The following is a 25,626-nucleotide window of genomic DNA, read 5'->3' as shown; positions in this document are numbered from 1 at the left end:
CAAGATCCGACCTGCCCTCCTCTAACAGGAAGCCTGCCTCACAGTGGCAGAAGCCTTTCGGCTTGCAAGGGACGAACCAGAGTGACTGGAAAGAAGTAAAGATAGCTGCAGGCTGGAAGTTGTCAGCTGCAGGCCGGGCATGCTAGCACGCGGGTTGCACCCCAGGCAGAAATATTTGGCAATTGCTTCTTCCGGGTGAACTAACGCGGAAAAATTCCTATCAGACCTTGGGAAGCAACCTACTCTTGATGAGACCTTAACCCAAGGAGTAACTGGTTATGCGAGTTCCGTCTCTTCTGGCCCTGGCGGCCGCAGGGGCCCTGCTGCTGCCGATGGCGGCGAACGCTGGCAACTTCCCACCAGGCAAGGAAGCTGGCTACATGGCCCAGTGCACGCAAGTGGCCAGCGGCCAGGGCGTTGACGCTGCGACCGCGAAAAAGCACTGCGACTGCGGCGCCCAGGCCATCAAAAAGAATTTCACCGACGCGGAGATTGCCGACCTGGACAGCAATGACGGTGTGGATGCCAAGCTGATGCAAAAGGCCCAGACGGTCGTGAAACAGGCCTGCGCACCGAAGAGCTGAAACCTTAAAGCCAGGGCGGGCCAGCCATTCTTTGAGCTGGATCAATATCCTGCGAAGGTAAAAGGCGCTAGATGCGCAGAATTAGACTATGATGTATCCCGTGCTCCGTAGCCTCGGCCGCATTGCACCACTGAAAAAACTAAATGTTCTGGAGATTCACCCATGTCCAATCGCCAACAAGGCACCGTCAAATGGTTCAATGATGAGAAAGGCTACGGCTTCATCACCCCAGCAGGCGGCGGCGACGACCTGTTCGTTCACTTCAAAGCCATCGAATCCGACGGCTTCAAGAGCCTGAAAGAAGGCCAGACTGTTTCCTTCGTCGCCGAGCGCGGCCAGAAGGGCATGCAGGCTGCACAGGTTCGTCCGGAGTAATTCGGATAGCTGTAAAAAAACCCGCCCTTGTGGCGGGTTTTTTTATGGTTGGTCCCCGCCTGTGCAGCCCCTGCATCAACCGCAGTTAACGCGGGCGACCTTACCCTGCTCGTCCACATTCAGGTTCAGCCGCTCGGAGCGGTACTCCAGGGTGACCACATCGTGCGGTTTGAGAATGCGAGCTATCTGCGAGCCACTGGCCTTGCGCGCCTGCTCCAGCAGTTCGGCACTGCCCTGCTTGCCAATGGCGAAGTCGGCACCGCTGGCTTCGCAGCGGCCATCGTTGCCAGCTGCTGCGGCTGGCGAGCCGCCACCACCTGAGTTACCACCAGTGCTGCAACCAGCCAGGACAGCCGCTACCGCCAGGGTTGCCAACAAAGCACGGGTACGGAACATGAAGCCTCCTAAATCGATCTGAGAACTGTCTGTTCCGACAGCTCCACCAAGAATTCGTTGCAAAACCGGGCAAGTCTGCCTGAACCGGGCGCCCTGAGCGAAAGGCAATCGTGACCGAATTTTACTGCTGCACCGACGAGGCGCTTGGTTTGCGCTGCAAAGTCATGATTTACTTTAGGAAGTGAAGGCACAGTGCCTCCCCCGAATACCCGGATCCGGTATTCGCCCCTCCGCCCCGGGCCCAAGCGAGAGCCTTTCATGAGCAGCCACAGCATCGATGCCGATATCAAGGTCAAATGGGCCGAGGGCCAGAGCGCGTACAGCCCTGGCACGCCAGAGGAGTTGCTGTTGATCGCCATCGACCTGCTGGTGCGCGACCGCGGCGCCGAGGCGGCACGCAGCTTCGTCGACCAGGTGCTTGAGCGCTTTGCGCCGCACGCGGCTACTCCAACCGCGCCAAACGGGCGCTGAGCAGGTCGAACAGGCCTTGGGCATCGCCCTGCTCCACCCACATCACGTTGACGGGCTGCTTGAGCACGCCGTACCAGTCAGCAAGGGTCTGGCCGAAGGTCGGGCCTTCGCGGCTGTCGATGCTCATGTGGATGCGCCGACCGCTGAACAGCTCAGGCTTTAGCAGGTAGGCGATGACGCTGGCGTCATGCACCGGGCCGCCCGGCATGCCGTACAGGTCCATGTCGTGGGTGATGTAGGCGTTGAGGATATCCACCACCCGTTTGCCGGCCTGGGTGTTCACAGCGGCCAGCTGTTTCAGACGGGCGTCGCTGGTCAGTAGTTTGTGAGTGACGTCCAGTGGCAGGTAGGTGAGTTGCACGCCACTGGCCAGCACCACCTGTGCAGCATGCGGGTCGGCGTAGAGGTTGAATTCCGCTGCCGGGGTGATGTTGCCGCCGTTGAAATGGGCGCCGCCCATGACCACCACTTCCTTGATGCCTTTGACGATATCCGGGCGCTGAACCAGCGCCAGGGCCAGGTTGGTCTGTGGGCCGAGCATGGCGACGGTGATGCTGTGGGATTTGGCGGCGCCGAGGGTGTCGATCAGGTATTGCACGGCGCTGCCTTGGGCCAGGGGCTTTTTCGGTTCGTGTACTTGTATGCCGGTCAGGCCTTCTTCGCCGTGGACATCGGCGGCGTAGATGGGTGTGCGCACCAGTGGACGGCCTGCGCCGGCGTAAACGGGGATATCCTCGCGGCCGGCCCATTCGCGGGCCAGGCGGGCATTGCGGGAGGTTTTGTCCAGGCGCACGTTGCCGGCCACGGTGGTGATGGCGCGGATGTTGAGCTCATCGGGCGAGGCCATGGCCAGGAACAGCGCGACCACGTCGTCGGCGCCGGGGTCGGTGTCGATGATCAGGTCGATCGGGGCAGCCTGGAGGGTGGTGGCTGTGGCCATGAGGGCGAGTCCTTGTAGCAGGGGTTTGAGCATGGGGTGGCACTCCTTGTTGCCTGAATAAATATTCCTGAATTACCGCAGCACCCTGTGGGAGCGGGTTCACCCGCGAAGAATACAGCGCGGTGGATGGCACCGGCTTCGCCGGTGTTCGCGGGTGAGCCCGCTCCCACAAGGATCTCCTCAGGCCAGTACGATTAGCTAGAACGTCACGCCGGAGATCAGGGCGATGTTGCTGTAGGGCTGGCATTCGCCAGTACGCACCACGGCGCGGGCACTGCGTGACAGCACCTTGAAATCTTCGTGGCTCAGCCACTCCCGCTTGCCCAGCTTGCCCTTCAGCCGCTCGATCTCGACCAACGCCGGCGGTACCACTTTCTGCATTTCTTCAGCCAGCACATGCCGCTCTACCTGCAACTCGCTCAGCACCGCCCGCAACACGCTGGCAAAATCCGGCAAGCCTGGCGTGATGGCAAGATCGATCAGTTCCACACCCGGCGGCACCGGTAACCCGGCATCGCCGATCACCAGGATGTCGCCATGCCCCATGCCGGCGATGGTCCGCGACAGGGCAACGTTCAGCAGCGGGGTTTTCTTCATGGTGCAAGCTCCGCCAGGTAGGGAATTGATGGCTGTGCACCGGCGCGGGTAACCGACAATGCCGCCGCACGCTGGCCGAAGGCGATGGCGTCGCCCTCCCCCAGGCCCCGCACCAGGCCCGCGGCGAAGCCACCGATGAAGGTGTCGCCTGCCGCGGTGGTATCCAGTGGCTGCACCACCGGCGCCGGGAAATGCTGGTGGCCCTGGGCAGTCACCAGCAAGGCCCCCTGCGCACCCAGGGTAATGATCACTTTGCCCGCCCCCAGTTGCCGCAAGCGTTCACCTGCGCGCCGGGCGCTGTCCTGGTCGGTCACTGGCATACCCGTGAGGGTTTCAGCCTCGCTTTCGTTGGGTGTGAGGTAATCGATGCGGGCGAACCAGTCCGCCGGCAACGGGCCAGTGGCAGGCGCCGGGTTCAGGATGACTTGCTTGCCCAGTTCACGCGCCCTGGCCAAGGTCCAGGCCACGGTTTCGGCCGGCACCTCCAGCTGGCAGATGACCACCTCGGCCGCCTGCAACAGCGCATCGTAGCGCTGCACCGACTGCGGCGTCAGCAGGCCGTTGCCGCCGGGAATGATGACGATGCAGTTCTGGCTGGCGGCATCCACAGTGATCAGCGCCACACCACTGGACGCCCCCGGGCAAGTGCTGATGCCTTGGCAGTCGATGCCCTCGACATACAAGGCCCGGTGCAACTGCCGACCATAATCATCGTCACCCACATTGCCGATCATCGCCACGCTGCCACCCAGCCGCGCCACCGCCACGGCCTGGTTGGCGCCCTTACCGCCCGGCACGGTGAAAAAGCTCTCGCCGGGAAGGGTCTCGCCAGCCCGGGGCAAGCGCTGCGCGCGGGCCACCAGGTCCATGTTGAGGCTACCCACTACCACGACCTTGGCACTCATGACATTTCCTTAGCGGTAATCGTTGAACAGGTCCGGGCGCGGCCCGGTGGACTCGCGCAGCACGATGCGCGGGGCGACGATGCGTTGCTCTGCCGCGCCCTGGCGGGGTGCAGCAATGCGCGTCAGCAACAGCGACGCGGCGTTTTCGCCCAGCTCGCGAATCGACTGGCCCACCGTGGTCAACGGCGGGTACACATAGCGGCTGAGTTCGATATCGTCGAAGCCGATCACCGACAGCTCACCGGGTACAGTGATTTTGCGCTCGGCTGCAGCACGCAACACGCCAAAACCGATCATGTCGTTGCCGGCAAAAATCGCCGTGGGCCGTTTGCCCTCCAGCACCTGCGCCGCTGCGGCATGGCCGCCGGGGCTGGTGAAGTCGCAATGCAATACGCGGTTGCCCTGTACCTGCGCCCCGGCCTCGGCCATGGCCCGGCAGTAGCCCCTCAGGCGCAGCTGGGTCACCCCGGTTTCGGCGGGGCCACCGATGTAGGCGATATCTCGGTGCCCCAGCTCCAGCAAATGCTGGGTCGCCAGGTACGCGCCCTGCTCGTGATCGATGCGCACCAGGTCGGCATCGACGCCTTCCAGCTCACGGTCGACGATCACCATCGGCGTGCGCACGCTGGCCAGGCTTTGCAGCAAGTCGCTGTCTTGGCCCACCGAGGCCACCACCAGGCCGTCGATGCGCTTTTCCAGCAACACGCGCAGGTAACTGCGCTGCTTCTGCGGGTTGTCGTCGGAGTTGCACAGAATGACGCAGTAACCGTTGCGCTCGCAGGCGTCTTCGATACCCCGCGCAAGCTCGGCGAAGTACGGGTTGACACTGTTTGGCACCAGCAGGCCGATGGTGGCCGTGCTGCGCGCCTTGAGCGAGCGCGCCACGGCACTGGGCACATAGTCCAGTTCGAGGATGGCGGCTTCGACCTTCTGCCGCACATGTTCGCTGACAGGTCGGGTCTTGTTCAGCACATGCGACACGGTGGTGTAAGAAATGCCCGCCAGTGCCGCGACGTCTTTGATGGTTGCCATGTTTTCAGTTCCGCCGGTTTGCACGCCGGCTACGGTAGGTGTCGAGCACCACGGCGATGACGATCACCGCCCCGGTGATGATGCGTTTGGTCGGTTCGCTGGCACCGATCTGCGCCAGCCCGGCGGCCAGCACCGAAATGATCAGTACGCCAAAGAAGGTGCTGATGACCGAGCCGCGTCCGCCCATCAGGCTGGTGCCGCCGATCACCACGGCGGCGATCACCTGCAGCTCCAGGCCGGCGCCGGCATTGGGGTCGGCCGCCTCCAGGCGCGAAATCTGAAACAGTGCGGCCAGGCCGGCGAGCAGGCCCATCAGCGCGAACACCAGCACCTTGTATGGGCGCGGGTCGATACCCGCCAGGCGCACGGCCTCTTCGTTGGTGCCGATGCCGATCAGGTAGCGGCCGAACACGGTGCGGGTCAGCACCAACTGGGCCAGCACGATCACCAGCAACGCAATGATGAACGCTGGCGATATGCCAAAGGCGACCGGGTTGGAGAACCAGGCATAGGCATCGCCGATGTAGGCGGTGCGCGAGTCGGTGAACTGATAGGCCAGGCCGCGGGCCATCTCCAGGACACCAAGCGAAACGATGAACGAGGGAATACGCCAGGCCACGGTGACGCCACCGGTGATGCTGCCGGCCAGCGCAGCCACGGCCATGCCCAGCAACGCCGAGGGCAGCACGCCCCAGCCCCAGCCGAGAATCGCCACGCTCACCGTGGAGGCAGCCAGGGCCAGCACCGAGCCTACCGACAGGTCGATGCCGCCGATGATCAGCACGAAGGTCATGCCCACCGCCAGCACCATCAGGTCAGGTATCTGGTTGGCCAGTGTGCTGAACGTGCTGTACGACCAGAAGTGGCTGCTGAGGAACGAGAACAGCACGATCATCGCGAGCAAAGCGCCGGCCAGCCCCAGGTAGGTACCCAGGCCAAAGTAAGTGCCGCTGCGGCGCACGGAGGCGGTGCCTTGGCTGTTTAGCGGGGTGGTTTTCATGCATCCATCCTGGGGGCTGCGTCGTGCAGCAACGCGTCACGTTTCTGATAACCGGAGAAGGCGGCGGCCAGCAGCTGGTCCTGGCTCCAATGGTCACGGTCGAAGGTTTCGATCAGGCGACCGGCAGACAGCACGGCGATGCGGTCGCAGATCAGCATCAGCTCGCGCAGGTCACTGGACACCACCACCAAAGCCTTGTCCTGGCGCGCCAGTTCGGCCAGCAGGCCGTAGATGTCGAACTTGGCACCCACGTCGATGCCACGCGTGGGCTCGTCGAACAGCAGCACCTGGCAGTCGCGTTCCAGCCAGCGGCCAATCACCACCTTCTGCTGGTTGCCGCCAGACAGCTCGCCCACCACTTGCTGCGCACCGGCACTGCGGATGCGCATGGCCTGGATCTGGCGTTCGGCCAAGGCACTTTCCGCCTGGCCATTCAGCACGCCAGCCCGCGATACCGCGCCCAGGTTGCCCAGGGCGATATTGGCGCTGATCGATTGCGTCAGCAGCAGGCCCTCGCCTTTGCGGTCTTCGGTAATCAGCGCGATACCAGCCCGCACTGCGGCCTTGGGCGAATCGATGGTTATCGCCTGCAGTGGCTGGCCAAGCGCGATGCTGCCGCTGTCGGCTCGGTCGGCACCGTAGATCAGGCGCAACAGCTCGGTACGGCCGGCGCCAATCAGGCCGGAGATGCCGAAGATCTCCCCTGCCCTGACCTCGAACGACACCTCGCGCACCTTGTCCGCTCGGCAAAGTTTGTCGACCCTGAGCAGCGGTGCGCCGATCTGCCGGCGGCCTAGGTCGATATGCTCGCCCAGCTCCCGGCCAACCATCAGGTTGACCAGCTCGGCACTGCTGTAACGCTGGATCGGCTCGTCGCACACTAGCTTGCCGTCGCGCAGCACTACAATGCGCTGGGCCACGCGCTGCAACTCTTCAAGGCGGTGCGAGATGTAGACGATAGCCACGCCGTGTTCACGCAGGCGCTCGATCTGGGTGAACAGCAGCTCCACCTCGCGGGCGGTGAGCATGGCGGTGGGTTCGTCGAAGATCAGCACATGACAATCACCGATCAGGTTGCGGGCGATCTCGACCATCTGCTGATGGCCAATACCCAGCTCGCCCACCAGCGTGTCTGGGTCGATGGCATCCAGCCCGACCCGGGCCATAGCTTCAGTGGCCAGCTGGCGCAGGCGCTTGTGGCTGATCCAGCCAAAGCGGCTGGGCAGGTTATCGAGGAACAGGTTTTCCGCCACGGTCAGCGTCGGCAGCAGGTTCAGCTCCTGCATGACCATGCGCACACCCAAGCGCTCGGCCTCGCTGCGACTGCCGGGCGCGTAGGCCTGACCGCGATAAGTCATGTGCCCGGTGGTGGGGGTTTCCAGGCCGCTGATGAGCTTGGACAGGGTGCTCTTGCCCGCGCCGTTTTCTCCCGTAAGGGCCAGCACTTCGCCGGCCCGCAGGTTCAGGCTGACCTCGCAGAGCACGGGTTGGGCGTAGGTCTTGCCCAACCCGCTGGCAGCAAGCACCACTTCGTTGGCCGATGCAGGCATGGCCGTATCTCCTGCCAGCAATCAGGGTTTGGTGATGAGTTGGACCGGGGTCTGGATGACGTTGTCGGCATCCACATCTGGCTTCTCACCCTTGACCATTTTCAGCGCTGCCTGGATGCCGTACACCGCTTGCTGGCTGGCCGCCTGGTCGAGAGTGGCAAGCACGCGGCCATCGGCAAGCATCGGCTTGATAGCGTTGATGTTGTCGTAACCCACCACTTGTACCTGGCCGGCCTTGCCGGCTGCGCGCACGGCCGACACGGCACCCAAGGCCATGCTGTCGTTACCGGCCAGCAGGGCCTTCAGGTCGGGGTATTCGTTGAGCATGGAGGCGGCAACGGCGTTGCCCTTGTCGATTTCCCAGTTACCACTCTGCACCGAGACAATCTTCATCTGCGCCGCTTCCATGGCGTCCTTGAAGCCGGCGGTGCGCTGCTGGGCGTTGGTGGTGGTCGGCACGCCTTCGATGATGCCGACCTGGTCACCGGCCTTGAGTTTTTCGTTGGCCAGGTAGTCGCCGACCAGTCGCGCACCCTTGCGGTTGTCGGGGCCGACAAAGGGCACGCTGATGCCTTTGCTCTTGAGCAGTTCAGGGTCCAGACGGTTGTCGATATTGATCACCACCACGCCCTGGTCCATGGCCTTTTTCACTGCGGAGACCAGTGCCTTGGAATCGGCCGGGGCGATCACCAGCGCCTTGGCGCCAGCGTTGACCATCTGCTCGACAATGCGGATCTGCTCGCCAGTATCGGTTTCGTTCTTGATGCCGTTGGCGATCAGGTCGAATTCGTCCGAGTGGGTTTTCTGGTAGTCCTTGGCGCCGTCTTCCATGGTGCGGAAGAATTCATTGGCCAGTGACTTCATCACCAGGGCGACCTTGGGCTTGTCTTCGGCGTGGGCAGCGGAAAACGGCAGGGCGAGGGACAAGGTGGAAACGACAGCGAGGGCCAGCAGACGACCGGGGAACGGCAGTTTCATGGACGATGACTCCGAATCTTGTGTTTTTTATCGGATCGCAAACGTTTGCGTTGCCTAACTATGGAAACAAGACCGGGGTTTGTCAAATCCGTTTGGCGTTCGGTGGTCAACAGGCTGCTGACGCCGATTATCCAGAATTTTTCCGGAAAACCGAACACCTTTTCCTACGCCCGTTCGGAATTTCGAATGGAATACTGTCCCCGTTCGCGGCACAAGGCCGCGGCATCACTCATTCGCACAAGCTGGTATGAAACATGCCTTGAGTCCTGTGCGACATACAAAAAATCTCACTAGGAAGAGAGAGAACAATAACGATGAATGCTGCACTCAAAACCTTCGCCCCCAGCGCCCTCGCCCTGCTGCTGATCCTGCCCGCCACCGCCTCGGCCAAAGAAGCCGAAACCCAGCAGAAGCTGGCCAACGTGGTTATCCTCGCCACCGGCGGCACCATTGCCGGTGCTGGCGCCAGTGCCGCCAACAGTGCCACCTACCAGGCCGCCAAGCTGGGCGTCGACAAGCTGATTGCCGGTGTGCCTGAACTGGCCGACATTGCCAACGTACGCGGCGAGCAGGTGATGCAGATCGCCTCTGAAAGTATCTCCAACGACGACCTGCTGAAGCTGGGCAAGCGTGTCGCCGAACTGGCCGAGAGCAAGGACGTCGACGGTATCGTCATCACCCACGGCACCGACACCCTCGAAGAAACCGCCTACTTCCTCAACCTGGTGGAAAAAACCGACAAGCCGATCGTGGTAGTCGGCTCGATGCGCCCGGGCACCGCAATGTCCGCCGACGGCATGCTCAACCTGTACAACGCCGTTGCCGTGGCCAGCGACAAGCAGTCGCGTGGCAAGGGCGTGCTGGTGACCATGAATGACGAGATCCAGTCCGGCCGTGACGTGAGCAAGTCGGTCAACATCAAGACCGAAGCCTTCAAGAGCGCCTGGGGCCCGATGGGCATGGTGGTGGAAGGCAAGTCGTACTGGTTCCGCCTGCCGGCCAAGCGCCACACGGTCAACTCCGAATTCGACATCAAGCAGATCAGCAGCCTGCCGCAAGTGGACATCGCCTATGGCTATGGCAACGTGACCGATACCGCCTACAAGGCACTGGCGCAGAACGGCGCCAAGGCGCTGATCCACGCCGGTACCGGCAACGGCTCGGTGTCGTCGCGGGTAGTGCCGGCACTGCAGGAGCTGCGCAAGAACGGCGTGCAGATCATTCGCTCGTCGCATGTGAACCAAGGCGGTTTCGTGCTGCGCAACGCCGAACAGCCGGATGACAAGAACGACTGGGTCGTGGCCCATGACCTGAACCCGCAGAAGGCGCGGATTCTGGCGATGGTGGCGATGACCAAGACTCAGGACAGCAAAGCGTTGCAGCGGATCTTCTGGGAGTATTGATCGATCCTCCCTCAGGGCCGGCACGCTGGCTCTGGGGGCTTCATTATCCTGCCCTGGGACGTCTCAGGGCGCGATGCGCTTCAGGTCATTCAGCAACCCCATCAGCTGCTGCAGCTTCTCTTCACCAAACTGCGCCTGAATCTTCTGGTAGTTGGCCTCCATCCCCTCCTTCATCGAGGCAAAACAAGCCTCCCCACCCTCGGTGAGCGTAACAAACACCCGCCGCTGGTCCTGCGCCGCCTTCTGCCGCCGCACCAGCCCGTCACGCTCCAGCCGCCCCAGCACCCCGGTCATGCTCGGTTTAAGAATGCAGGCCAACTCTGCCAACTGGTAATTCTCCAGCTCGCCATGCTGCTTGAGGATGCGGATTACCCGCCACTGCTGCTCGGTCAGGTCGTGCTCATTCAACAGCGGCCTGAAAAATGCCATCGCGGCTTCTCGGGCCTGCAAAAGGCTTAGCGTGAGCGAAGGTTGCGTCTTGGTCATGGTCAAGCCTGTGGTTTTCTCTGATCACGAATTTAAGGGCATGCACGATGGAAAGTGCAATCTGTTCCACGGAAAACCCATTCAAGCCCGGCGCGCGGGCTGCGACCATCCGCTGCAAACAACAATACATTCCGGGTGCACTGCCATGGCCCTTTCACTGCAAGCCCGCCTGCCGCTGTCGATACTCCCCGGGCGTGAGCTTGGCGTAGCGGTTGAAGAAGCGGCTGAAATAGGCCGGGTCCTTGAAACCGAGCTGGTAGCAGATTTCGTTGGCCGTACTGCCAGAGAACAGCAGCAGGCGCTTGGCCTCCTGCATCAGCCGCTCCAGCACCAGGCGCTTGGACGGCAGGTCGGCGATGCGCCGGCACACATCGTTCAGCCGCGCCTCGGTCACGCCGATCTGCTGCGCGTAGCGGGCCAGCGGCCAATGCTCCAGGTAATGCGCTTCGATCAATGCATTGAAGCGGTGGAAGATCTTCAGGTCTTCATGGCGCGCCGGGGTCGATTCCAGCGAGTTGGGGCACAGGCGCAGCAAGCTGACCATGATCAACCGGGTCAGCGACTGCAGCGCCGCCTCGCGCCCCGGTTGCTGCGTGGCAAATTCGTCGCTCAACGCTTCCAGCCAACCTTGCAGGCGCTGCGCCTCGGCCTGGTAGGCGGCCGGCAGGTTACCCAACGCCACGCAGGCCGCCTGCACCTGCATGCCTGCCGGCAGCAGGCTGGCATCGGCTTCGATCAATTGCCACACCAATTGCTGGCGTACGGTCAGCACATGCCCGTCGCTGTCCGCCTCGGTGACGAAGGCATGGGCCACGGTCGGCGGTGTGAGGAAAAACATCGGCCCCGATTCGATGTACTGCTGGTCATCCAGGTACACCCGCACCGTGCCCGACTTCACATAGTGCACTTGAAAAAACCGGTCATGCCGGTGCACTGGCATGTTACGCCCGAAAAAGCCCGCCAGGTTGCCCAGCCGGTCGTAATGCACCTCGCTGTCGCTGTAGCGCTGGTCGTAGACCTGGCCGATGTTGATGTTCGGTATCGGATGCCGGTCGCTCATGGCTGCTTGCTCGCAAATCGCTTGACCCTGTTGACGATGGCCCATGGTGCACCGCCTTGCCGGCGGGCGCCACTGGCCACCCCTTGACCATCGTTAACATATTAACTATAACATTAACACATTAACGAAATCCGCAGGACGGCCACCGCCCTGCACTGCCAGGAGAAGAGCATGAGCCATGCCCTGCATGACGTTGCCAGCGGCACCCTGTTCGGCGTTGCACTGAACTACCAGGGTTTGCTGCAGCAGCACCAAGCGGCGTTCGTCGAAGCACCGTACAAGCAACTGCCGGTCAAGCCGGTGCTGTTCGTGAAAACCCCGAACACCCGCAACCAGCACCAAGGCCAGGTGGTGTTCCCGGCCGGTGTACAACGCGTGCAGCCAGGCCCGGCGCTGGGCGTGGTGATTGGCAAGGACGCCAGCCGCGTCAGCGTGGCCGATGCCCTGAAACATGTGGCGGGCTACACCATCGTCAACGAAGTCAGCCTGCCCGAAGACAGCTACTACCGCCCGGCAGTCAAGGCCAAGTGCCGTGATGGCTTCTGCCCGATCGGCCCGGAGCTGGTGCCGGCCAGCCGGGTAGCCAACCCCGACGCCCTGGGCCTGCGCCTGTATGTGAATGGCGAACTGCGCCAGCACAACAACACCGCCAACTGCGTGCGCACGGTGGCCCAGCTGATTGCCGAAATCAGCGAGTTCATGACCCTGCACGCTGGCGACATCCTGATCACCGGCACCCCCGAGGGCCGTGTCGATGTACAGCCAGGCGACCGCGTCGATATCGAGATCGACGGCCTGGGCAAGCTGACCAACCACATCGTCGCCGAGTGAGGAATTACCTGTGAAACACGCCCGTATCCAGTTCGACGGCCAGGTCCACGCTGTCACCGTCGAAGACAATCACCTGCGCCTGGCCGACGGTCGCCTGGTCCACCAAGACCAGGTCACCTGGCTGCCACCTGCCACCGGCAGCATGTTCGCCCTGGGCCTGAACTACGCCGACCACGCCAGGGAGCTCGCCTTCGCGCCGCCCACCGAACCCCTGGCCTTCATCAAGTCGCCAGGCACCTATACCGGCCACAACCAGGTCACCTGGCGCCCGGACAACGTCGAATACATGCACTACGAGTGCGAGCTGGTCGCGGTCATTGGCAAGCCGGCAAAGAACGTCAAGCGCGAAAACGCCCTGGACTATGTAGCCGGCTACACCGTGTGCAACGACTACGCCATCCGCGACTACCTGGAAAACTACTACCGCCCCAACCTGCGAGTGAAGAACCGCGATGCCACCACCCCTGTCGGCCCATGGATCGTCGATGCGGCCGATGTGCCGGACGTCAGCAACCTGAAGCTGCGCACCTGGATCAACGGTGAGCTGAAGCAGGAAGGCACCACCGCGGACATGATCTTCGACATCCCGCACCTCATCGAATACTTCTCCAGCTTCATGACCCTGCAACCGGGCGACATGATCGCCACCGGCACCCCGGAAGGCTTGGCCGACGTGGTGCCGGGCGATGAAGTGGTGGTCGAAGTGGAAGGCGTCGGTCGCCTGGTCAACCGTATCGTCAGCGAAGCTGACTTCTTCAAGAACAACAAGGCATGAGCAGCATGATCAAGCACTGGATCAACGGCCGTGAGGTCGAGAGCAAAGACACCTTCGTCAACTACAACCCGGCCACCGGTGATGCCATTTGCGAAGTCGCCAGCGGCGGTGCCGAAGAAGTGGCCCAGGCCGTGGCTGCTGCCAAGGAAGCCTTCCCCAAGTGGGCCAACACCCCGGCCAAGGAACGTGCCCGGCTGATGCGCAAGCTGGGTGAGCTGATCGAGCAGAACGTGCCGAAACTGGCCGAGCTGGAAACCCTCGACACCGGCCTGCCGATCCACCAGACCAAGAACGTGCTGATCCCGCGTGCCTCGCACAACTTCGACTTCTTTGCCGAAGTGTGCACGCGCATGGACGGCCACACCTACCCGGTCGACGACCAGATGCTCAACTACACCCTCTACCAGCCGGTAGGTGTGTGTGGCCTGGTGAGCCCGTGGAACGTACCGTTCATGACCGCCACCTGGAAGACCGCGCCGTGCCTGGCCTTGGGCAACACTGCCGTGTTGAAGATGAGCGAGCTGTCGCCACTCACCGCCAACGAACTGGGCCGCCTGGCGGTTGAAGCCGGCATCCCCAATGGCGTGCTGAACGTGATCCAGGGCTACGGCGCTACCGCTGGCGATGCACTGGTGCGCCACCCGGATGTGCGCGCCATTTCCTTCACCGGCGGCACCGCCACCGGTAAGAAGATCATGCAGACCGCGGGCCTTAAAAAGTACTCGATGGAACTGGGCGGCAAGTCGCCGGTGCTGATTTTCGAAGACGCCGACCTGGAACGCGCACTGGACGCCGCGCTGTTCACCATCTTCTCGCTGAACGGCGAGCGCTGCACCGCTGGCAGCCGCATCTTCATCCAGGAAAGCGTGTACCCGCAGTTCGTTGCCGAGTTCGCTGCCCGCGCCAAGCGCCTGATCGTGGGAGACCCGACCGACCCGAAAACCCAGGTCGGCTCGATGATTACCCAGCAGCACTACGACAAGGTCACCGGCTATATCCGCATCGGCATCGAAGAAGGTGCACGCTTGGTCGCCGGTGGCCTGGAGCGCCCGGCCAACCTGCCGGCTCACCTTGCGAAGGGCCAATTCATTCAGCCCACCGTGTTCGCTGATGTGAACAACAAGATGCGCATTGCCCAGGAAGAGATCTTCGGCCCGGTGGTGTGCCTGATCCCGTTCAAGGACGAGGCCGAAGCGCTGCAACTGGCCAACGACACCGAGTACGGCCTGGCCTCGTACATCTGGACCCAGGACATCGGCAAGGCTCACCGCCTGGCGCGTGGCATCGAGGCGGGCATGGTGTTCATCAACAGCCAGAACGTGCGCGACCTGCGCCAGCCGTTCGGCGGGGTGAAAGGCTCCGGTACCGGGCGCGAAGGTGGCCAGTACAGCTTCGAGGTCTTTGCAGAAATCAAGAACGTGTGTATTTCGATGGGTAGCCACCACATCCCTCGCTGGGGCGTGTGACCCATTTGCCAACGGGTTGGCGCCTGCGCGCCAACCTCTTGGTCTCACAAGAACAAGGAGCTTTCCATGGGCAAACTCGCTCTCACTGCCAAGATTACCCATGTACCGTCCATGTACATGTCCGAACTGCCAGGCCCACGCCAGGGCTTTCGCCAGACGGCCATCGACGGGCACTACGAAATCAGCCGCCGCTGCCGCGAGCTGGGCGTGGACACCATCGTCGTGTTCGACACCCATTGGCTGGTCAACGCCAACTACCATGTGCTGTGCGGCCCGCACTTCGAAGGCGTGTACACCAGCAACGAACTGCCGCACTTCATCAGCAACATGCCTTACGCCTTCCCCGGCAACCCCGAACTGGGCAAGCTGCTGGCCGAGGAATGCAACCGCTTCAACGTCGAGACCATGGCCCATCACGCCACTACCCTGGCCCCGGAGTACGGCACCCTGGTGCCGATGCGCTACATGAACCAGGACCAGCACTTCAAGGTGGTCTCGGTCTCGGCACTGTGCACCTCGCACTACCTGGCCGACAGCGCCCGCCTGGGCTGGGCCATGCGCAAGGCGGTAGAAGACCATTACGACGGCACCGTGGCGTTCCTGGCCAGCGGCTCGCTGTCGCACCGTTTTGCGCAGAACGGCCAGGCGCCGGACTTCGCCACCAAGGTGTGGAGCCCGTTTCTCGAAACCCTCGACCACCGTGTGGTGCAAATGTGGCAGGACGGTGAGTGGGAAGCGTTCTGCGGGATGCTGCCGGAGTACGCCGCCAAAGGCCACGGCGAAGGTTTCATGCACGACACGGCGATGCTGCTGGGTGCGCTGGGCTGGTCCGATTACGACGGCAAGGCCGAAGTGGTCACGCCCTACTTCGGCTCTTCCGGCACAGGCCAGATCAACGCGATCTTCCCGGTCACCCCGCAGGACGGCGGCGCCATCCCCGCTGCCCAGGCCGCCAACCCGGCCGCCGTGGTGTCCACCAGCCGCCTGTAACCCACCTGCCTGCGGCTGGCTGCCGGCACAGATGGCCAGTCGCGCCTTACCGAGGAGGCTCCCATGCCACACCTGGTTCTGCTCTACACCCCCGACCTGGAAACCGACGCTGACATCCCCGGCCTGTGCCGCGCCCTGGCCGACACCATGCTTGAACAGCGCGATGCCGAAGGCAAAGCCGTATTCCCCACTGGCGGTACCCGCGTGCTGGCTTACCCCGCCGCCCATTGCGCGGTGGCCGACGGCAAAGGCGAATACGGCTTCCTGTATGCCAACCTGCGCATGGCTACCGGCCGCAGCGCCGAGGTGCACAAAACAGTGGGCGACAGCTTGCTGGCAGTGTTGAAAGCCCGCCTGGACCCGCTGCTGCAACAACGCCCGATCGGCATCACCGTGCAGATAGACCACAGCACCGCCCAGGTCTACGACGCCAAGCACAGCACCTTGCACCCGCTGTTCAACCGCTAGCGCGGCGGTTCAAAACCACGCCCTCCCTGACTCATTACAGAACAAGTACAAAAACATGAGCACACTCGAACAAGCCTCGCCACGCGAGGCGCACGTTGAACGGGCCGACAGTACCCATCGGGCAGTCACCTGGCGGCTGATGCCGTTGCTGCTGGTGTGCTACCTGTTCGCCCACCTGGACCGCATCAACATCGGCTTCGCCAAGATGCAGATGAGCCAGGACCTGCACTTGTCCGACACGGTCTATGGCCTGGGCGCCGGGCTGTTCTTCATTGCCTATGCGCTGTTCGGCGTGCCCAGCAACCTGATGCTGGACCGCGTCGGCCCGCGCCGCTGGATCGCCTGCCTGATGGTGGTGTGGGGGCTGTTGTCCACCAGCATGCTGCTGATTGAAAGCAGCAGCGCGTTCTACCTGCTGCGCTTTGCATTGGGCGCGGCCGAGGCCGGGTTCTTCCCGGGCATTCTGGTGTACCTCAACCGCTGGTACCCGGCCGGGCGCCGTGCCCAGGTCACCGCGCTGTTCGCCATTGCCGTGCCGTTGGCCGGGGTGGTTGGCGGGCCGGTGTCCGGGGCCATCCTGGCCTTCATGCACGACACCGCCGGGCTGCGTGGCTGGCAATGGATGTTCCTGCTTGAAGGCGCGCCAGTGGTGGTGCTGGGCCTGGTGGTGCTGGCCGTGCTGCCGGAGCATTTCGAAAAGGTGCGCTGGCTGGACGACCAGCAGAAAGCCACGTTGCGCGCTCAGTTTGGCGAGGAAGAGCAGCGCAAGCCGGTCACTTCGTTCAGCGCCATTTTCGCCAGCCGGGCACTGTGGCTACTGGTGGCGGTGTATGGCGCGGTGATGCTGGCGGTCAACACCCTGGCGTTCTGGATGCCCAGCCTGATTCACAGCGCCGGGGTGGGCAGCGACGCCAGTGTCGGTCTGCTCAGCGCTGTGCCGTACCTGGCCGGTTGCGTGTTCATGCTGGCTTGCGGCCGTTCCAGCGACCGCCTGCGCGAGCGCCGCTGGCACCTGTGCGTACCGCTGCTGATGGCCGCCGCCGGCATCGCCATTGCTGCCATTGCCCCGGAACAAGCGCTGCCGGTAATGGCCGGTCTGGTACTGGCCGGCATGGGCGCCAGCGCGGCACTGCCGATGTTCTGGCAACTGCCGCCAGCGTTCCTCAATTCACGCACCCAGGCCGCCGGCATTGCCCTGATCAGCTCGCTGGGCAGCATCGCCTCGTTCTTCACGCCCTACTTCATCGGCTGGGTGCGCGACACCACCCACAGCGCCAGCCTGGCGCTCTATGTACTTGCCGTGTTCATCGCCCTGGGTGGCCTGCTGGTGCTGCGCACCCGGGCTGCCATCGTCAACCCTTGAATCAAGAGACTTCCCCCATGCTAGACAACGCTTTCATCCAGCAAGCCGCCGAACGCCTCGACCAGGCCGAACGCAGCCGCGAGCAAGTGCGCCAGTTCTCGCTGGAGCAGCCCGCCATCACCCTTGAAGATGCCTACGCCATCCAGCGTGCCTGGGTGGCGAAAAAGATCGCCGCCGGCCGCAAGCTGGTGGGCCACAAGATCGGCCTGACCTCGCGCGCCATGCAGGTGTCGTCGAACATCACCGAGCCCGATTACGGCGCCTTGCTCGACGACATGCTGTTCGAGGAAGGCAGCGACATCCCCTTCGAGCGCTTCATCGTGCCGCGCGTTGAAGTGGAGTTGGCGTTCATCCTCGGCAAGCCACTGAAGGGCCCCAACGTCACTGTGTTCGACGTGCTGGACGCCACCGAGTGGGTGATCCCTGCCCTGGAAATCATCGACGCGCGCATTCAGCAGGTCGACCCGCACACCCAGGCCACCCGCAAAGTGTTCGACACCATTTCCGACAACGCGGCCAACGCGGGCGTGGTCATGGGTGGCCGCGCCGTACGCCCCACCGAAATTGACCTGCGCAAGGTGCCGGCCGTGCTGTACCGCAATGGCGTGATCGAGGAGTCTGGTGTAAGTGCCGCCGTGCTCAATCACCCCGCCAAAGGCGTTGCCTGGCTGGCCAACAAACTGGCCGCGTACGACGTCACCCTGCAACCCGGCCAGATCATCCTGGGCGGCTCGTTCACCCGCCCGGTCGCTGCGCGCCCTGGTGACACCTTCCACGTCGACTACGACATGCTCGGCGCCATCGCCTGCCGCTTCGTTTGAGGACCTGCCCATGGACCTGCCCATCAATCACTTCAAGCAACGCCTGCGCAGCGGTGAGCCGCAGATCGGCCTGTGGCTCGGCCTGGCCGATGCCTACTGCGCTGAGCTGGCCGCCAATGCCGGTTTCGACTGGCTGCTGATCGACGGCGAACACGCGCCCAACGACTTGCGCGGCATGCTCGCGCAGTTGCAGGCCGTGGCGCCCTACCCGAGCCAGGCGGTGATCCGCCCGGTGATCGGCGATACCGCACTGATCAAACAGGTGCTGGATATCGGCGCGCAGACGTTGCTGGTGCCGATGGTGGAAAGTGCTGAGCAGGCGCAGCAACTGGTGAAGGCCATGCATTACCCGCCCAACGGCATTCGCGGGGTGGGTAGTGCGCTGGCGCGGGCTTCGCGCTGGAACACCCTCCCCGGTTACCTGGACCACGCCGATGAACAGATGTGCCTGCTGGTGCAGATCGAGAACAAGGAAGGCCTGGCCAACCTGGACGAAATCGTTGCGGTTGAGGGTGTGGATGGCGTGTTTATCGGGCCTGCGGACCTGAGTGCGGCCATGGGACATCGGGGCAACCCCGGGCACCCGGACGTGCAGACCGCGATCGAAGACGCGATCGTGCGCATCGGTAAGGCGGGCAAGGCTGCAGGCATTCTAAGTGCCGACGAGAAGCTGGCGCGGCGTTACATCGAGCTGGGCGCGGCGTTCGTGGCAGTGGGGGTGGATACCACGGTGCTGATGCGCGGGTTGCGCGAGCTGGCGGGGAAGTTCAAGGGTACCCCAGTGGTTGGCAGTCCCGGAGGGAGTGTCTACTGAGGCACTTGGGGGCCGCTTTGCGGCCCCAGCTTTCAGCTTCAGATATTGATTAACGCCTTGAGCACGGTCTTGAAAGTATCCAACTGCTCTTCACTGAACTGCCCGAACACCTTGTCCTGCTGTTCCCGGGCAATGGTCCACAACGCCTCCGTCTCATCCACGCCCTTCACCGACAACCGCACGCGGCCCTCGTCATCGGCAATCAGCCCTTTGCGCTTGAGGTTGGCAACCGCTTCCTCGATTTCCCGTGCCGGCATTGCCACTTCCCGTTGCAGGTCGTTCAGGCTCAGGCCCGCATCGTTCTCCAGCACCATCAGCATGCGTGCCTCGCTGGTGCGCAGGCCGGTGCACAACTGGCGTGGCTGGTAGTCAGCCTGGTAGGCGCGCAACGCCTGGGTCATCAGGTAGTACAGGTTGTGCTGCAGTCGGCCCTGGAAGTGGCTGCTCGGTGCCTGCCCCTCTGCGCGTTGGGTCATGCGGGTATGCGGCAGCACCATGGAATAGGCACCCTGGTGATACAGCAGTGGCGAACGGCCGAAATCATCGAAGGCCACCACCTTGCCCACCAAAATCCAATGATCGCCACCGTCCAGCTGCTGGTACTTTTCACACGCGAAGCGCGCCGCGCAATCGGCGAACAACGGCGCACCTCCTGCGCCCGTTTCGTAGTCGATGCCGGCAAAGCGATCTTCCTTCGGGCGAGCGAAGTTGTTGGACAGGTCGATCTGGTCAGCCGCCAGAATGTTCACGGCAAAGTGCGAGGCCTCTTCGAACACTTCATGGCTGGTCGAGCGCTTGTCGATGCTCCACAGGATCAGCGCCGGGTCCAGCGATACCGAGTTGAAGCTGTTGGCGGTAACGCCGACCTTGCGGCCACTGGGGCCAGCGGCAGTCACCACGGTCACGCCGGTGGCGAAGTTGCCCAAGGCGCGGCGGAAGGCACGTGAATCGAAGGTTTCGTTGGACATGCAAGACTCCCGGGCAGGCTTGGCAGGCTGCCCTGTTTGTTGTTGTGCTTGTAGGGGATGGTTGAAAACAGGTGGCGTCTCAGACCATCGCCGGGTCAGGCTCCAGGCCCATCAGCTCGCGGCCGAGGATTTGCGAACACACGTCGTAGTCGGTGTAGGCATGAGCACCGGTCATGTGCGAATCGCGGAACAGCCGCTGCAGTTCGTTGCTCTCGAACCAGGCGCCACCACCGGCGGCTTCCATCAAGCGGTCGACGGCCTGAATGCACATCTTCACGGCGTAGCCCTGGTTGGTACGCCAGAACGCCAACGTGCCACGCGACGGGTATTCGTGGCGGGCGCTGTACTCGGCAATCTCGTCCCAGCTCTTTTCCAGCAATGCCCGGGCGGCAGCCACCTGGTGGGTCGATTCGGCCAGGCGCATCAGCGCCGGGGTCGCGGCGCCCACCGCTGCACCGGTGTAGGCCCGCACGCGGTTGCGGGTTTTCTCGCGGAACACCTCCAGCATGCGCTCGGCAACGCCCAGGCTGACCGTGGAGAAGCCGCTGGCGAAGTACGGGCGATACGGGGCGAAGAAAATCTTGCTGTCGGGGTACAAACCAAAGCCCGCCGACTTGCCCTCCATCATGTCCTTGGCCTTCTGGATACGGTGCTCGGGCACGAAGGCATCACGCACGATCAGGGTCTTGCTGCCGCTACCGCGCATGCCCACGGCATACCAGTCATCACGGATCTCATAGTCGCTGCGTGGCAGGATGGCGAAGCAGTAATCCTGGCTGCCTTCGGCATTCTTGCGACGGAAGCCGAGAATCGCCCACTCGGCGTGGTCGCAGCCGGAACTCCAGCCCATCTCACCGCTGAACGACACACCCCCCTCGACCTCTTCGGTGCGGCCGAACGGCGCGATGCTGCTGCTGGCGGTGGCATCCGGGTCGGTGCCCCACACCTCCTGCTGCAGCTTGGGCGAGAACATCGCCATCTGGTGGCTGTGGGTGCACAGCAGGCTCATGGCCCAGGCGGTGCTGGCACAGGCACCGGCCAGCAACGCGATGCACTGGGCGAATTCCGGCAGGGTGATTTCCATGCCGCCGTAGTGTTTAGGCAAAAAGGCGCGGTGCATGCCGATGCTTTTCAACAAGGCGATGTTCTCTGCTGGCACACTGCGGTCCTGCTCTGCGCGCATGGCATTGGCAGCGATGGTCGGCAGGATGGACTTCAGGTCTTCCAACAGCGGGTTTGGCTTTTTCATGAACGGGCTCTTTATTATTGGATTCGAAGACGCGCTCAGTATGTGATTGCTGTTTTGGCGGAGGAATGCACGTTACGAGGGGAACATTGCACTTTCCATGGCGCTGTTAAATTGCCCTGCAACAAGCATTGACCCGTGGATTATCGATCACCACAATCCCCCTTCGAGACGCGCGCGGCCCACCGCGCCCCTGACGGAGCGATGCAGTTGAAAGACCTTTCCCCTTCTGCGGTGCGGGTGTGCGATGCCGCTGTCGGCCACTTTGCCGAGTACGGCTACGACGCCTCTTCGCTGAACGAAATCGCCCAGTTGGCCGGCATGCGCAAGGCCTCCCTGTATGCGCATTTCGCCAACAAGGATGCCTTGTTCGTTGAGGTGTTCCAGCGTGCGCTGGTGCAGGAAACGGCCTTTGTCGAGCAGGGTTTTGCTCAGGAAGGCCGCGACGGCCTGGCACCCGGGCACTGGCTGGCGTTGCACCTGGCCGAACGTTATCGCGACTCGGCTGAGCTGCGCTTCGTGCTGCGCACGGCGTTCCTCCCCCCGGCGGGCATCAAGCCGATTGTCACGGCGGGCTTCGAACAATACCTGGACGGCATACGCGAAGGGTTCTGCCAGGCCCTGCAAGCTCGCCGCAGCTGGGCTGATGAGCAGCACAGCCGCCTGGCGCTTTATGCAGATGCCTACCTGGGCATCATCGACAGCCTGTATGTGGAGCTGATGTACGCGGGCCCCGCCGCCTATGAGCGACGTGCGACAGCGCTGCTGAAAGTGCTCGAAGATTCACTGTCACTCAACCACTGACGGTTGGTGCGTCAGGGTTTTATCTTCCTCATTTCATCCAGCAGTTGCATCAGCTGCTGCAGCTTGTCCTCGCCGAACTGGGCGATGATCTTGTCGTAGTTGCGCGCCATTTCCTCACTCATCGCCAAGAACGCCTGCTGGCCGGCATCGGTCAGGCTGATGAACACCCGGCGCTGGTCTTCCGGCGACTTGCGCCGCGCCACGATGCCGTCACGCTCCAGGCGCTTGAGCACCCCGCTCATGCTGGGTTTGAGGATGCACGCCAGCTCGGCCAGCTGGTGGCTCTCCAGCTCGCCTTGCTGGCGCAGGATACGGATTACCCGCCATTGCTGCTCGGTCAGGTCATGGGCATTCAACGCCGGGCGGAAGAACGCCATGGTGGCTTCTCGCGCCTGCAGCAAGGTCAGGGTCAGGGAGGGTCTTGGTGTGCTCATGCGGGCTCGTGGGGCTGGGAATAGCAAACCGGCGAGTATGCCAGTGCACAATCATTAATACATTAATAGAATGGTTTCTACCCATTTCGATGCCGCAACGCCAGTCGACGACACTGCCTGGCAGGCTGGTTAAATTCGATGGCAGGCAAGAACAAGACACTCGGCGAGCGGCCGGCGCTCAATGGCCACCTGTGCCAGTGCGCTGCGAAACAGCCCTATCACAACTCCAAATCAGCAGGCTGGTCATGATTACCCTCGAAAGCCCCACCTACTACTCGGTGACCAAGAAGTACAACCTGAGCTTCCCCACGCTGGAAAGCGACATCGAGGCCGATGTCGTGGTGATCGGTGGCGGCTTTTCCGGTATCAACACTGCGCTGGAGCTGGCGGAACAAGGCGTGACCAACATCGTCGTGCTCGAAGCCCGCTACCTGGGCTACGGCGGTACCGGGCGCAACGGCGGGCAGATCATGGCGGGCATTGGCCACGACCTCGAAAAGATCCGCAGTAGCGTCGGCGACGAGGGCGTGAGGGACATTTTCGAAATCAGCGAGTTGGGCGCCGGCATCATCAAGGCGCGCATCGCCCGCTACGCCATCGACGCCGACTTCTGCCATGGCTACGGCTACATGGGCTTCAACCGCCGCCAGGAACAGACCCTGCGCAAGTGGGAGAAGGCATTCAACGCGATCAACACCCGCGACGAAATCCGTTTTCTCGGCAGCAGTGAAGTGCGCCAGATCATCGGCAGTAACGCCTACAGCAGCGCGTTGCTGCACATGGGCGGTGGCCATGTGCATTCGCTGAACCTGCTGCTGGGCGAAGCGCAGGCACTGGTCGGCCACGGTGCGCGCATCTTCGAACACAGCCCGGCCCTGGAAGTGACTTACGGCGAGCGCATCAAGGTGCGCACCGGCCGTGGCTCGGTGCGTGCCAGCAAACTGCTGTGGGCCTGCGACAGTTTCCTCAACAAGCTGGAACCAGAGCTGCACGCACGCACCATCAACACCTACGCCTTCCAAATGATGACCGAGCCGCTGCCGGATGAACTGATCGAGCGCATCAGCCCAATACGCGGGGCCTACAGCGATATCCGCCCGGTCATCGACTACTACCGGGTCACCCGCGAGAACCGCCTGCTGTTCGGTGCTGCCACCCCCTTTGTCGAGCACATCCCGCTGGACCTGAAGGCCTGGAATCGCGCCCTGATGCTGAAGATATTCCCCTACTTGAAGAACGTACGCATCGACCTGGCCTGGGGCGGCCCGATGGCCACCAGTGCCAACCTGTTCCCGCAGATCGGCACCCTCAGCAACCGCCCCAACGCCTTCTATGTGCAGGGCTATTCCGGCTTTGGCGTCACGCCCAGCCACATCATTTGCAAGGTCCTGGCCGAGGGCATGCAGGAAGGATCGAAGCGCTACGACCTGGTCAGCTCGGTCAAGCATGCGCGCATCCTCGGCAAGGACCATTTCCGCCCGCTGCTGTTGACTGCCGGCAAGACGGTGCACCAGCTGTCGGGCTACTTCAACGGCCGTCGCTGAACCTTTTGACCCAACCCTGGAGAACTGCCATGACCCTGACCGCCGCCAAGCAAGGCGTACAATTGTCCGAACTCGATGCCTGGGGCACCGTTGCCGACCTGGGCTCGGAAATACTCGAAGGCGAGGTAAAAGCCTTTGGCAAGATGACCTACGGTGCACCCGACGACGCCATCAGCAGTGCCTACTTCGGCACCACACGCGGCAAGTTCCGCATGGTCTACCCGTTCGACGAACAGGCCGTGATCGTGACCGGCGAGATCCAGTTGACCGATGAATCCACCGGCCAGGTCACCCGCTACAAAGCCGGCGATGCCTGGTTCGTGACCAAGGGCACGCCGGTGCTATGGGAGGTGTTGAGCGAGTCGTTCGTCAAGCATTACCTGGCGGTGGCCTGAGCCCGATAATCCTTGGGCGAGCGCTCGAACTGCTTCTTGAACGAACGGCTGAAATGCGCAGAGTCGGTGAACCCCCATTTGTAGGCGATCGAGGTGATCGACTCGCCCTTGAAGAACGGGTTGGCCAGGTCATCGGCACTGCGCTTCAGGCGCGCCCGCTGAATGTAGCGGCACACACTATCGCCCTCCTCCTCGAACAGCCGGTACAAGTGGCGCACCGAAATGTTCAGGCGCCCGGCCAGGCTGGATGGAGTAAGCCCAGGCTGTGACAACGACTCGTCGATCACCTGCTGCACATAACCCCGCAGATTGGCACCGTTCAAGGCCCCAAGATTAGCGGGTGCTTCACCATGGCGCTCGAAGCCCGGCTCCAGCAGGGCGATAAAGGCGGTCTGCAGCGCGTCGCCCTGGGCGCCATCACCGCCCACATGGCCGTCCTTGCACAACTGGTCCATCAACACATGCAGCATGCGCCCGCAGGCGTTGGTCGAAGAAATCTTGCCGAACATCGGGCCGCTGCCCTGCACATACTTGCGCACCTGCTCGCGTGACAGCGCCAACGAGACGTGCTCGATCAAACCGCTGGGGGTGATCTCGCAACGTCCGACCGAATCCATCAACAGCAACTCGCCCGGCGCCAGGCTGACCTGCATACCGCCTTGGGACACGCTCGAATGCCCCGCACGCTGGCTGACCAGGAAGCAATGCTGATCATCATCCAAGGTGGGGTTCTCGCCCAGCCGGCGGATGTTGCCGGCGTTGGTGCGCAGGTTGGCCAGCGGCAAGCCGGCGCGGGAAAAGGTGGAAACCTCGCCAATGAACAGCGAGTGATTGGACGCAAGCTCCGTCTCGAAGCGGCCGCAGATCTGCTGCATGGCCGTGGTCCAGCGTTCCAGCCCCTGACGGTTGGATTGTTGAGTATGCATGGCT

29 protein-coding genes are annotated in these 25,626 nt (G+C 62.8%); 15 read left to right on the top strand and 14 right to left on the bottom strand.

The genetic code is table 11. The annotated features are described in order from the left end of the window. Positions 1-278: 278 nt before the first annotated feature. Together QQL85_RS16865 and QQL85_RS16860 are read left to right on the top strand one after the other, a co-directional pair. Entirely contained in the window at positions 279-584 is a 306-nt protein-coding gene (locus QQL85_RS16865) for a hypothetical protein (RefSeq protein ID WP_075044741.1), read from the top strand. 162 nt (positions 585-746) lie between these two features. Further along, positions 747-959 carry a cold-shock protein gene (locus tag QQL85_RS16860; RefSeq protein ID WP_003250656.1) on the top strand — a complete coding sequence of 71 codons (213 nt, stop codon included), beginning with the start codon at positions 747-749 and terminating at the stop codon, positions 957-959. A gap of 75 nt (positions 960-1,034) precedes the next feature. Here QQL85_RS16860 and QQL85_RS16855 read toward each other — a convergent pair whose 3' ends face one another. Beyond that, positions 1,035-1,355, bottom strand: a complete 321-nt coding sequence (locus tag QQL85_RS16855; protein WP_284354737.1) for an I78 family peptidase inhibitor — start codon at positions 1,353-1,355, stop codon at positions 1,035-1,037. A gap of 258 nt (positions 1,356-1,613) precedes the next feature. Between QQL85_RS16855 and QQL85_RS16850 the strand changes: the two genes are divergently transcribed. Then, positions 1,614-1,826, top strand: coding sequence for a hypothetical protein (locus QQL85_RS16850; protein ID WP_284354738.1), 213 nt, complete (start codon positions 1,614-1,616; stop codon positions 1,824-1,826). Here QQL85_RS16850 and QQL85_RS16845 read toward each other — a convergent pair. The 7 genes from QQL85_RS16845 to QQL85_RS16815 form a co-directional block, all read right to left on the bottom strand. Further along, a complete protein-coding gene (locus tag QQL85_RS16845; protein ID WP_284354739.1) occupies positions 1,798-2,799 on the bottom strand; it encodes a nucleoside hydrolase in 1,002 nt (333 codons plus the stop codon). The genes QQL85_RS16850 and QQL85_RS16845 overlap by 29 nt on opposite strands. Before the next feature lie 165 nt (positions 2,800-2,964). Next, positions 2,965-3,363 (bottom strand): D-ribose pyranase, encoded by a 399-nt coding sequence (gene rbsD / locus QQL85_RS16840; protein ID WP_198750848.1) that lies wholly within the window; start codon positions 3,361-3,363, stop codon positions 2,965-2,967. Next, positions 3,360-4,268, bottom strand: a complete 909-nt coding sequence (rbsK, locus tag QQL85_RS16835; protein ID WP_284354740.1) for a ribokinase — start codon at positions 4,266-4,268, stop codon at positions 3,360-3,362. The genes rbsD and rbsK overlap by 4 nt, the downstream gene beginning before the upstream one ends. Positions 4,269-4,277: 9 nt before the next feature. Next, on the bottom strand, positions 4,278-5,300 hold the full coding sequence (locus tag QQL85_RS16830; protein ID WP_284354741.1) for a LacI family DNA-binding transcriptional regulator: 1,023 nt from the start codon (positions 5,298-5,300) through the stop codon (positions 4,278-4,280). Between the two features lie 4 nt (positions 5,301-5,304). Continuing rightward, positions 5,305-6,300, bottom strand: coding sequence for an ABC transporter permease (locus QQL85_RS16825; RefSeq protein WP_284354742.1), 996 nt, complete (start codon positions 6,298-6,300; stop codon positions 5,305-5,307). Continuing rightward, entirely contained in the window at positions 6,297-7,850 is a 1,554-nt protein-coding gene (locus tag QQL85_RS16820; protein WP_284354743.1) for a sugar ABC transporter ATP-binding protein, read from the bottom strand. Before QQL85_RS16820 ends, QQL85_RS16825 begins: the two co-directional genes overlap by 4 nt. Before the next feature lie 21 nt (positions 7,851-7,871). After that, a complete protein-coding gene (locus tag QQL85_RS16815) occupies positions 7,872-8,828 on the bottom strand; it encodes a sugar ABC transporter substrate-binding protein (RefSeq protein WP_284354744.1) in 957 nt (318 codons plus the stop codon). 314 nt (positions 8,829-9,142) lie between these two features. Here QQL85_RS16815 and QQL85_RS16810 point away from each other — a divergent pair, with 314 nt between their 5' ends. Then, complete coding sequence (locus QQL85_RS16810; RefSeq protein WP_284354745.1) at positions 9,143-10,231, top strand: asparaginase; 1,089 nt, start codon at positions 9,143-9,145, stop codon at positions 10,229-10,231. A gap of 63 nt (positions 10,232-10,294) precedes the next feature. Here QQL85_RS16810 and hpaR (QQL85_RS16805) read toward each other — a convergent pair whose 3' ends face one another. Together hpaR (QQL85_RS16805) and hpaA are read right to left on the bottom strand one after the other, a co-directional pair. Beyond that, on the bottom strand, positions 10,295-10,717 hold the full coding sequence (gene hpaR, locus QQL85_RS16805) for a homoprotocatechuate degradation operon regulator HpaR (RefSeq protein ID WP_119370607.1): 423 nt from the start codon (positions 10,715-10,717) through the stop codon (positions 10,295-10,297). Positions 10,718-10,871: 154 nt separating this feature from the next. Further along, a complete protein-coding gene (hpaA, locus tag QQL85_RS16800) occupies positions 10,872-11,777 on the bottom strand; it encodes a 4-hydroxyphenylacetate catabolism regulatory protein HpaA (protein WP_284354824.1) in 906 nt (301 codons plus the stop codon). Positions 11,778-11,948: 171 nt separating this feature from the next. On the opposite strand from hpaA, the gene QQL85_RS16795 reads away from it, so the two are divergent. The 8 genes from QQL85_RS16795 (at position 11,949) to hpaI (ending at position 19,305) form a co-directional block, all read left to right on the top strand. Continuing rightward, positions 11,949-12,608, top strand: a complete 660-nt coding sequence (locus QQL85_RS16795) for a fumarylacetoacetate hydrolase family protein (protein ID WP_284354746.1) — start codon at positions 11,949-11,951, stop codon at positions 12,606-12,608. Between the two features lie 10 nt (positions 12,609-12,618). After that, on the top strand, positions 12,619-13,383 hold the full coding sequence (locus QQL85_RS16790) for a fumarylacetoacetate hydrolase family protein (protein ID WP_284354747.1): 765 nt from the start codon (positions 12,619-12,621) through the stop codon (positions 13,381-13,383). Positions 13,384-13,388: 5 nt separating this feature from the next. Then, complete coding sequence (gene hpaE, locus QQL85_RS16785; protein ID WP_043199800.1) at positions 13,389-14,849, top strand: 5-carboxymethyl-2-hydroxymuconate semialdehyde dehydrogenase; 1,461 nt, start codon at positions 13,389-13,391, stop codon at positions 14,847-14,849. Between the two features lie 66 nt (positions 14,850-14,915). Continuing rightward, a complete protein-coding gene (gene hpaD / locus QQL85_RS16780) occupies positions 14,916-15,839 on the top strand; it encodes a 3,4-dihydroxyphenylacetate 2,3-dioxygenase (protein ID WP_284354748.1) in 924 nt (307 codons plus the stop codon). Between the two features lie 63 nt (positions 15,840-15,902). After that, positions 15,903-16,307 carry a 5-carboxymethyl-2-hydroxymuconate Delta-isomerase gene (locus QQL85_RS16775; protein ID WP_016498996.1) on the top strand — a complete coding sequence of 135 codons (405 nt, stop codon included), beginning with the start codon at positions 15,903-15,905 and terminating at the stop codon, positions 16,305-16,307. A 55-nt stretch (positions 16,308-16,362) separates the two neighbouring features. Then, positions 16,363-17,670 carry an MFS transporter gene (locus QQL85_RS16770; protein WP_284354749.1) on the top strand — a complete coding sequence of 436 codons (1,308 nt, stop codon included), beginning with the start codon at positions 16,363-16,365 and terminating at the stop codon, positions 17,668-17,670. A gap of 17 nt (positions 17,671-17,687) precedes the next feature. Then, entirely contained in the window at positions 17,688-18,491 is an 804-nt protein-coding gene (gene hpaH, locus QQL85_RS16765; RefSeq protein WP_284354750.1) for a 2-oxo-hept-4-ene-1,7-dioate hydratase, read from the top strand. Between the two features lie 10 nt (positions 18,492-18,501). Further along, positions 18,502-19,305 (top strand): 4-hydroxy-2-oxoheptanedioate aldolase, encoded by an 804-nt coding sequence (gene hpaI / locus QQL85_RS16760; RefSeq protein WP_284354751.1) that lies wholly within the window; start codon positions 18,502-18,504, stop codon positions 19,303-19,305. A 38-nt stretch (positions 19,306-19,343) separates the two neighbouring features. Here hpaI and QQL85_RS16755 read toward each other — a convergent pair whose 3' ends face one another. Together QQL85_RS16755 and QQL85_RS16750 are read right to left on the bottom strand one after the other, a co-directional pair. Continuing rightward, complete coding sequence (locus QQL85_RS16755; RefSeq protein WP_284354752.1) at positions 19,344-20,273, bottom strand: p-hydroxyphenylacetate 3-hydroxylase reductase component; 930 nt, start codon at positions 20,271-20,273, stop codon at positions 19,344-19,346. Positions 20,274-20,352: 79 nt separating this feature from the next. Next, positions 20,353-21,522 carry a p-hydroxyphenylacetate 3-hydroxylase oxygenase component gene (locus QQL85_RS16750; protein ID WP_284354753.1) on the bottom strand — a complete coding sequence of 390 codons (1,170 nt, stop codon included), beginning with the start codon at positions 21,520-21,522 and terminating at the stop codon, positions 20,353-20,355. A 201-nt stretch (positions 21,523-21,723) separates the two neighbouring features. Between QQL85_RS16750 and QQL85_RS16745 the strand changes: the two genes are divergently transcribed. Next, a complete protein-coding gene (locus QQL85_RS16745) occupies positions 21,724-22,323 on the top strand; it encodes a TetR/AcrR family transcriptional regulator (protein ID WP_284354754.1) in 600 nt (199 codons plus the stop codon). An 11-nt stretch (positions 22,324-22,334) separates the two neighbouring features. Here the strand turns inward: QQL85_RS16745 and hpaR (QQL85_RS16740) are convergent, their stop codons facing one another. Continuing rightward, positions 22,335-22,757, bottom strand: coding sequence for a homoprotocatechuate degradation operon regulator HpaR (gene hpaR, locus QQL85_RS16740; protein ID WP_284354755.1), 423 nt, complete (start codon positions 22,755-22,757; stop codon positions 22,335-22,337). 245 nt (positions 22,758-23,002) lie between these two features. Here hpaR (QQL85_RS16740) and QQL85_RS16735 point away from each other — a divergent pair, with 245 nt between their 5' ends. Together QQL85_RS16735 and QQL85_RS16730 are read left to right on the top strand one after the other, a co-directional pair. Further along, positions 23,003-24,301 carry an NAD(P)/FAD-dependent oxidoreductase gene (locus QQL85_RS16735; protein ID WP_284354756.1) on the top strand — a complete coding sequence of 433 codons (1,299 nt, stop codon included), beginning with the start codon at positions 23,003-23,005 and terminating at the stop codon, positions 24,299-24,301. Positions 24,302-24,330: 29 nt separating this feature from the next. After that, positions 24,331-24,696, top strand: a complete 366-nt coding sequence (locus QQL85_RS16730) for a cupin domain-containing protein (protein ID WP_284354757.1) — start codon at positions 24,331-24,333, stop codon at positions 24,694-24,696. On the opposite strand, the gene feaR is transcribed toward QQL85_RS16730, so the two are convergent. After that, a complete protein-coding gene (gene feaR, locus QQL85_RS16725) occupies positions 24,678-25,622 on the bottom strand; it encodes a transcriptional regulator FeaR (protein WP_284354758.1) in 945 nt (314 codons plus the stop codon). The two genes, QQL85_RS16730 and feaR, sit on opposite strands and share 19 nt — an antisense overlap. Between the last annotated feature and the right edge of the window lie 4 nt (positions 25,623-25,626).

The sequence above is a fragment of the Pseudomonas putida genome, from assembly GCF_030159595.1.
Lineage (GTDB): Bacteria > Pseudomonadota > Gammaproteobacteria > Pseudomonadales > Pseudomonadaceae > Aquipseudomonas > Aquipseudomonas putida_AC.
This window is presented reverse-complemented; position numbering and strand designations above follow the sequence as displayed.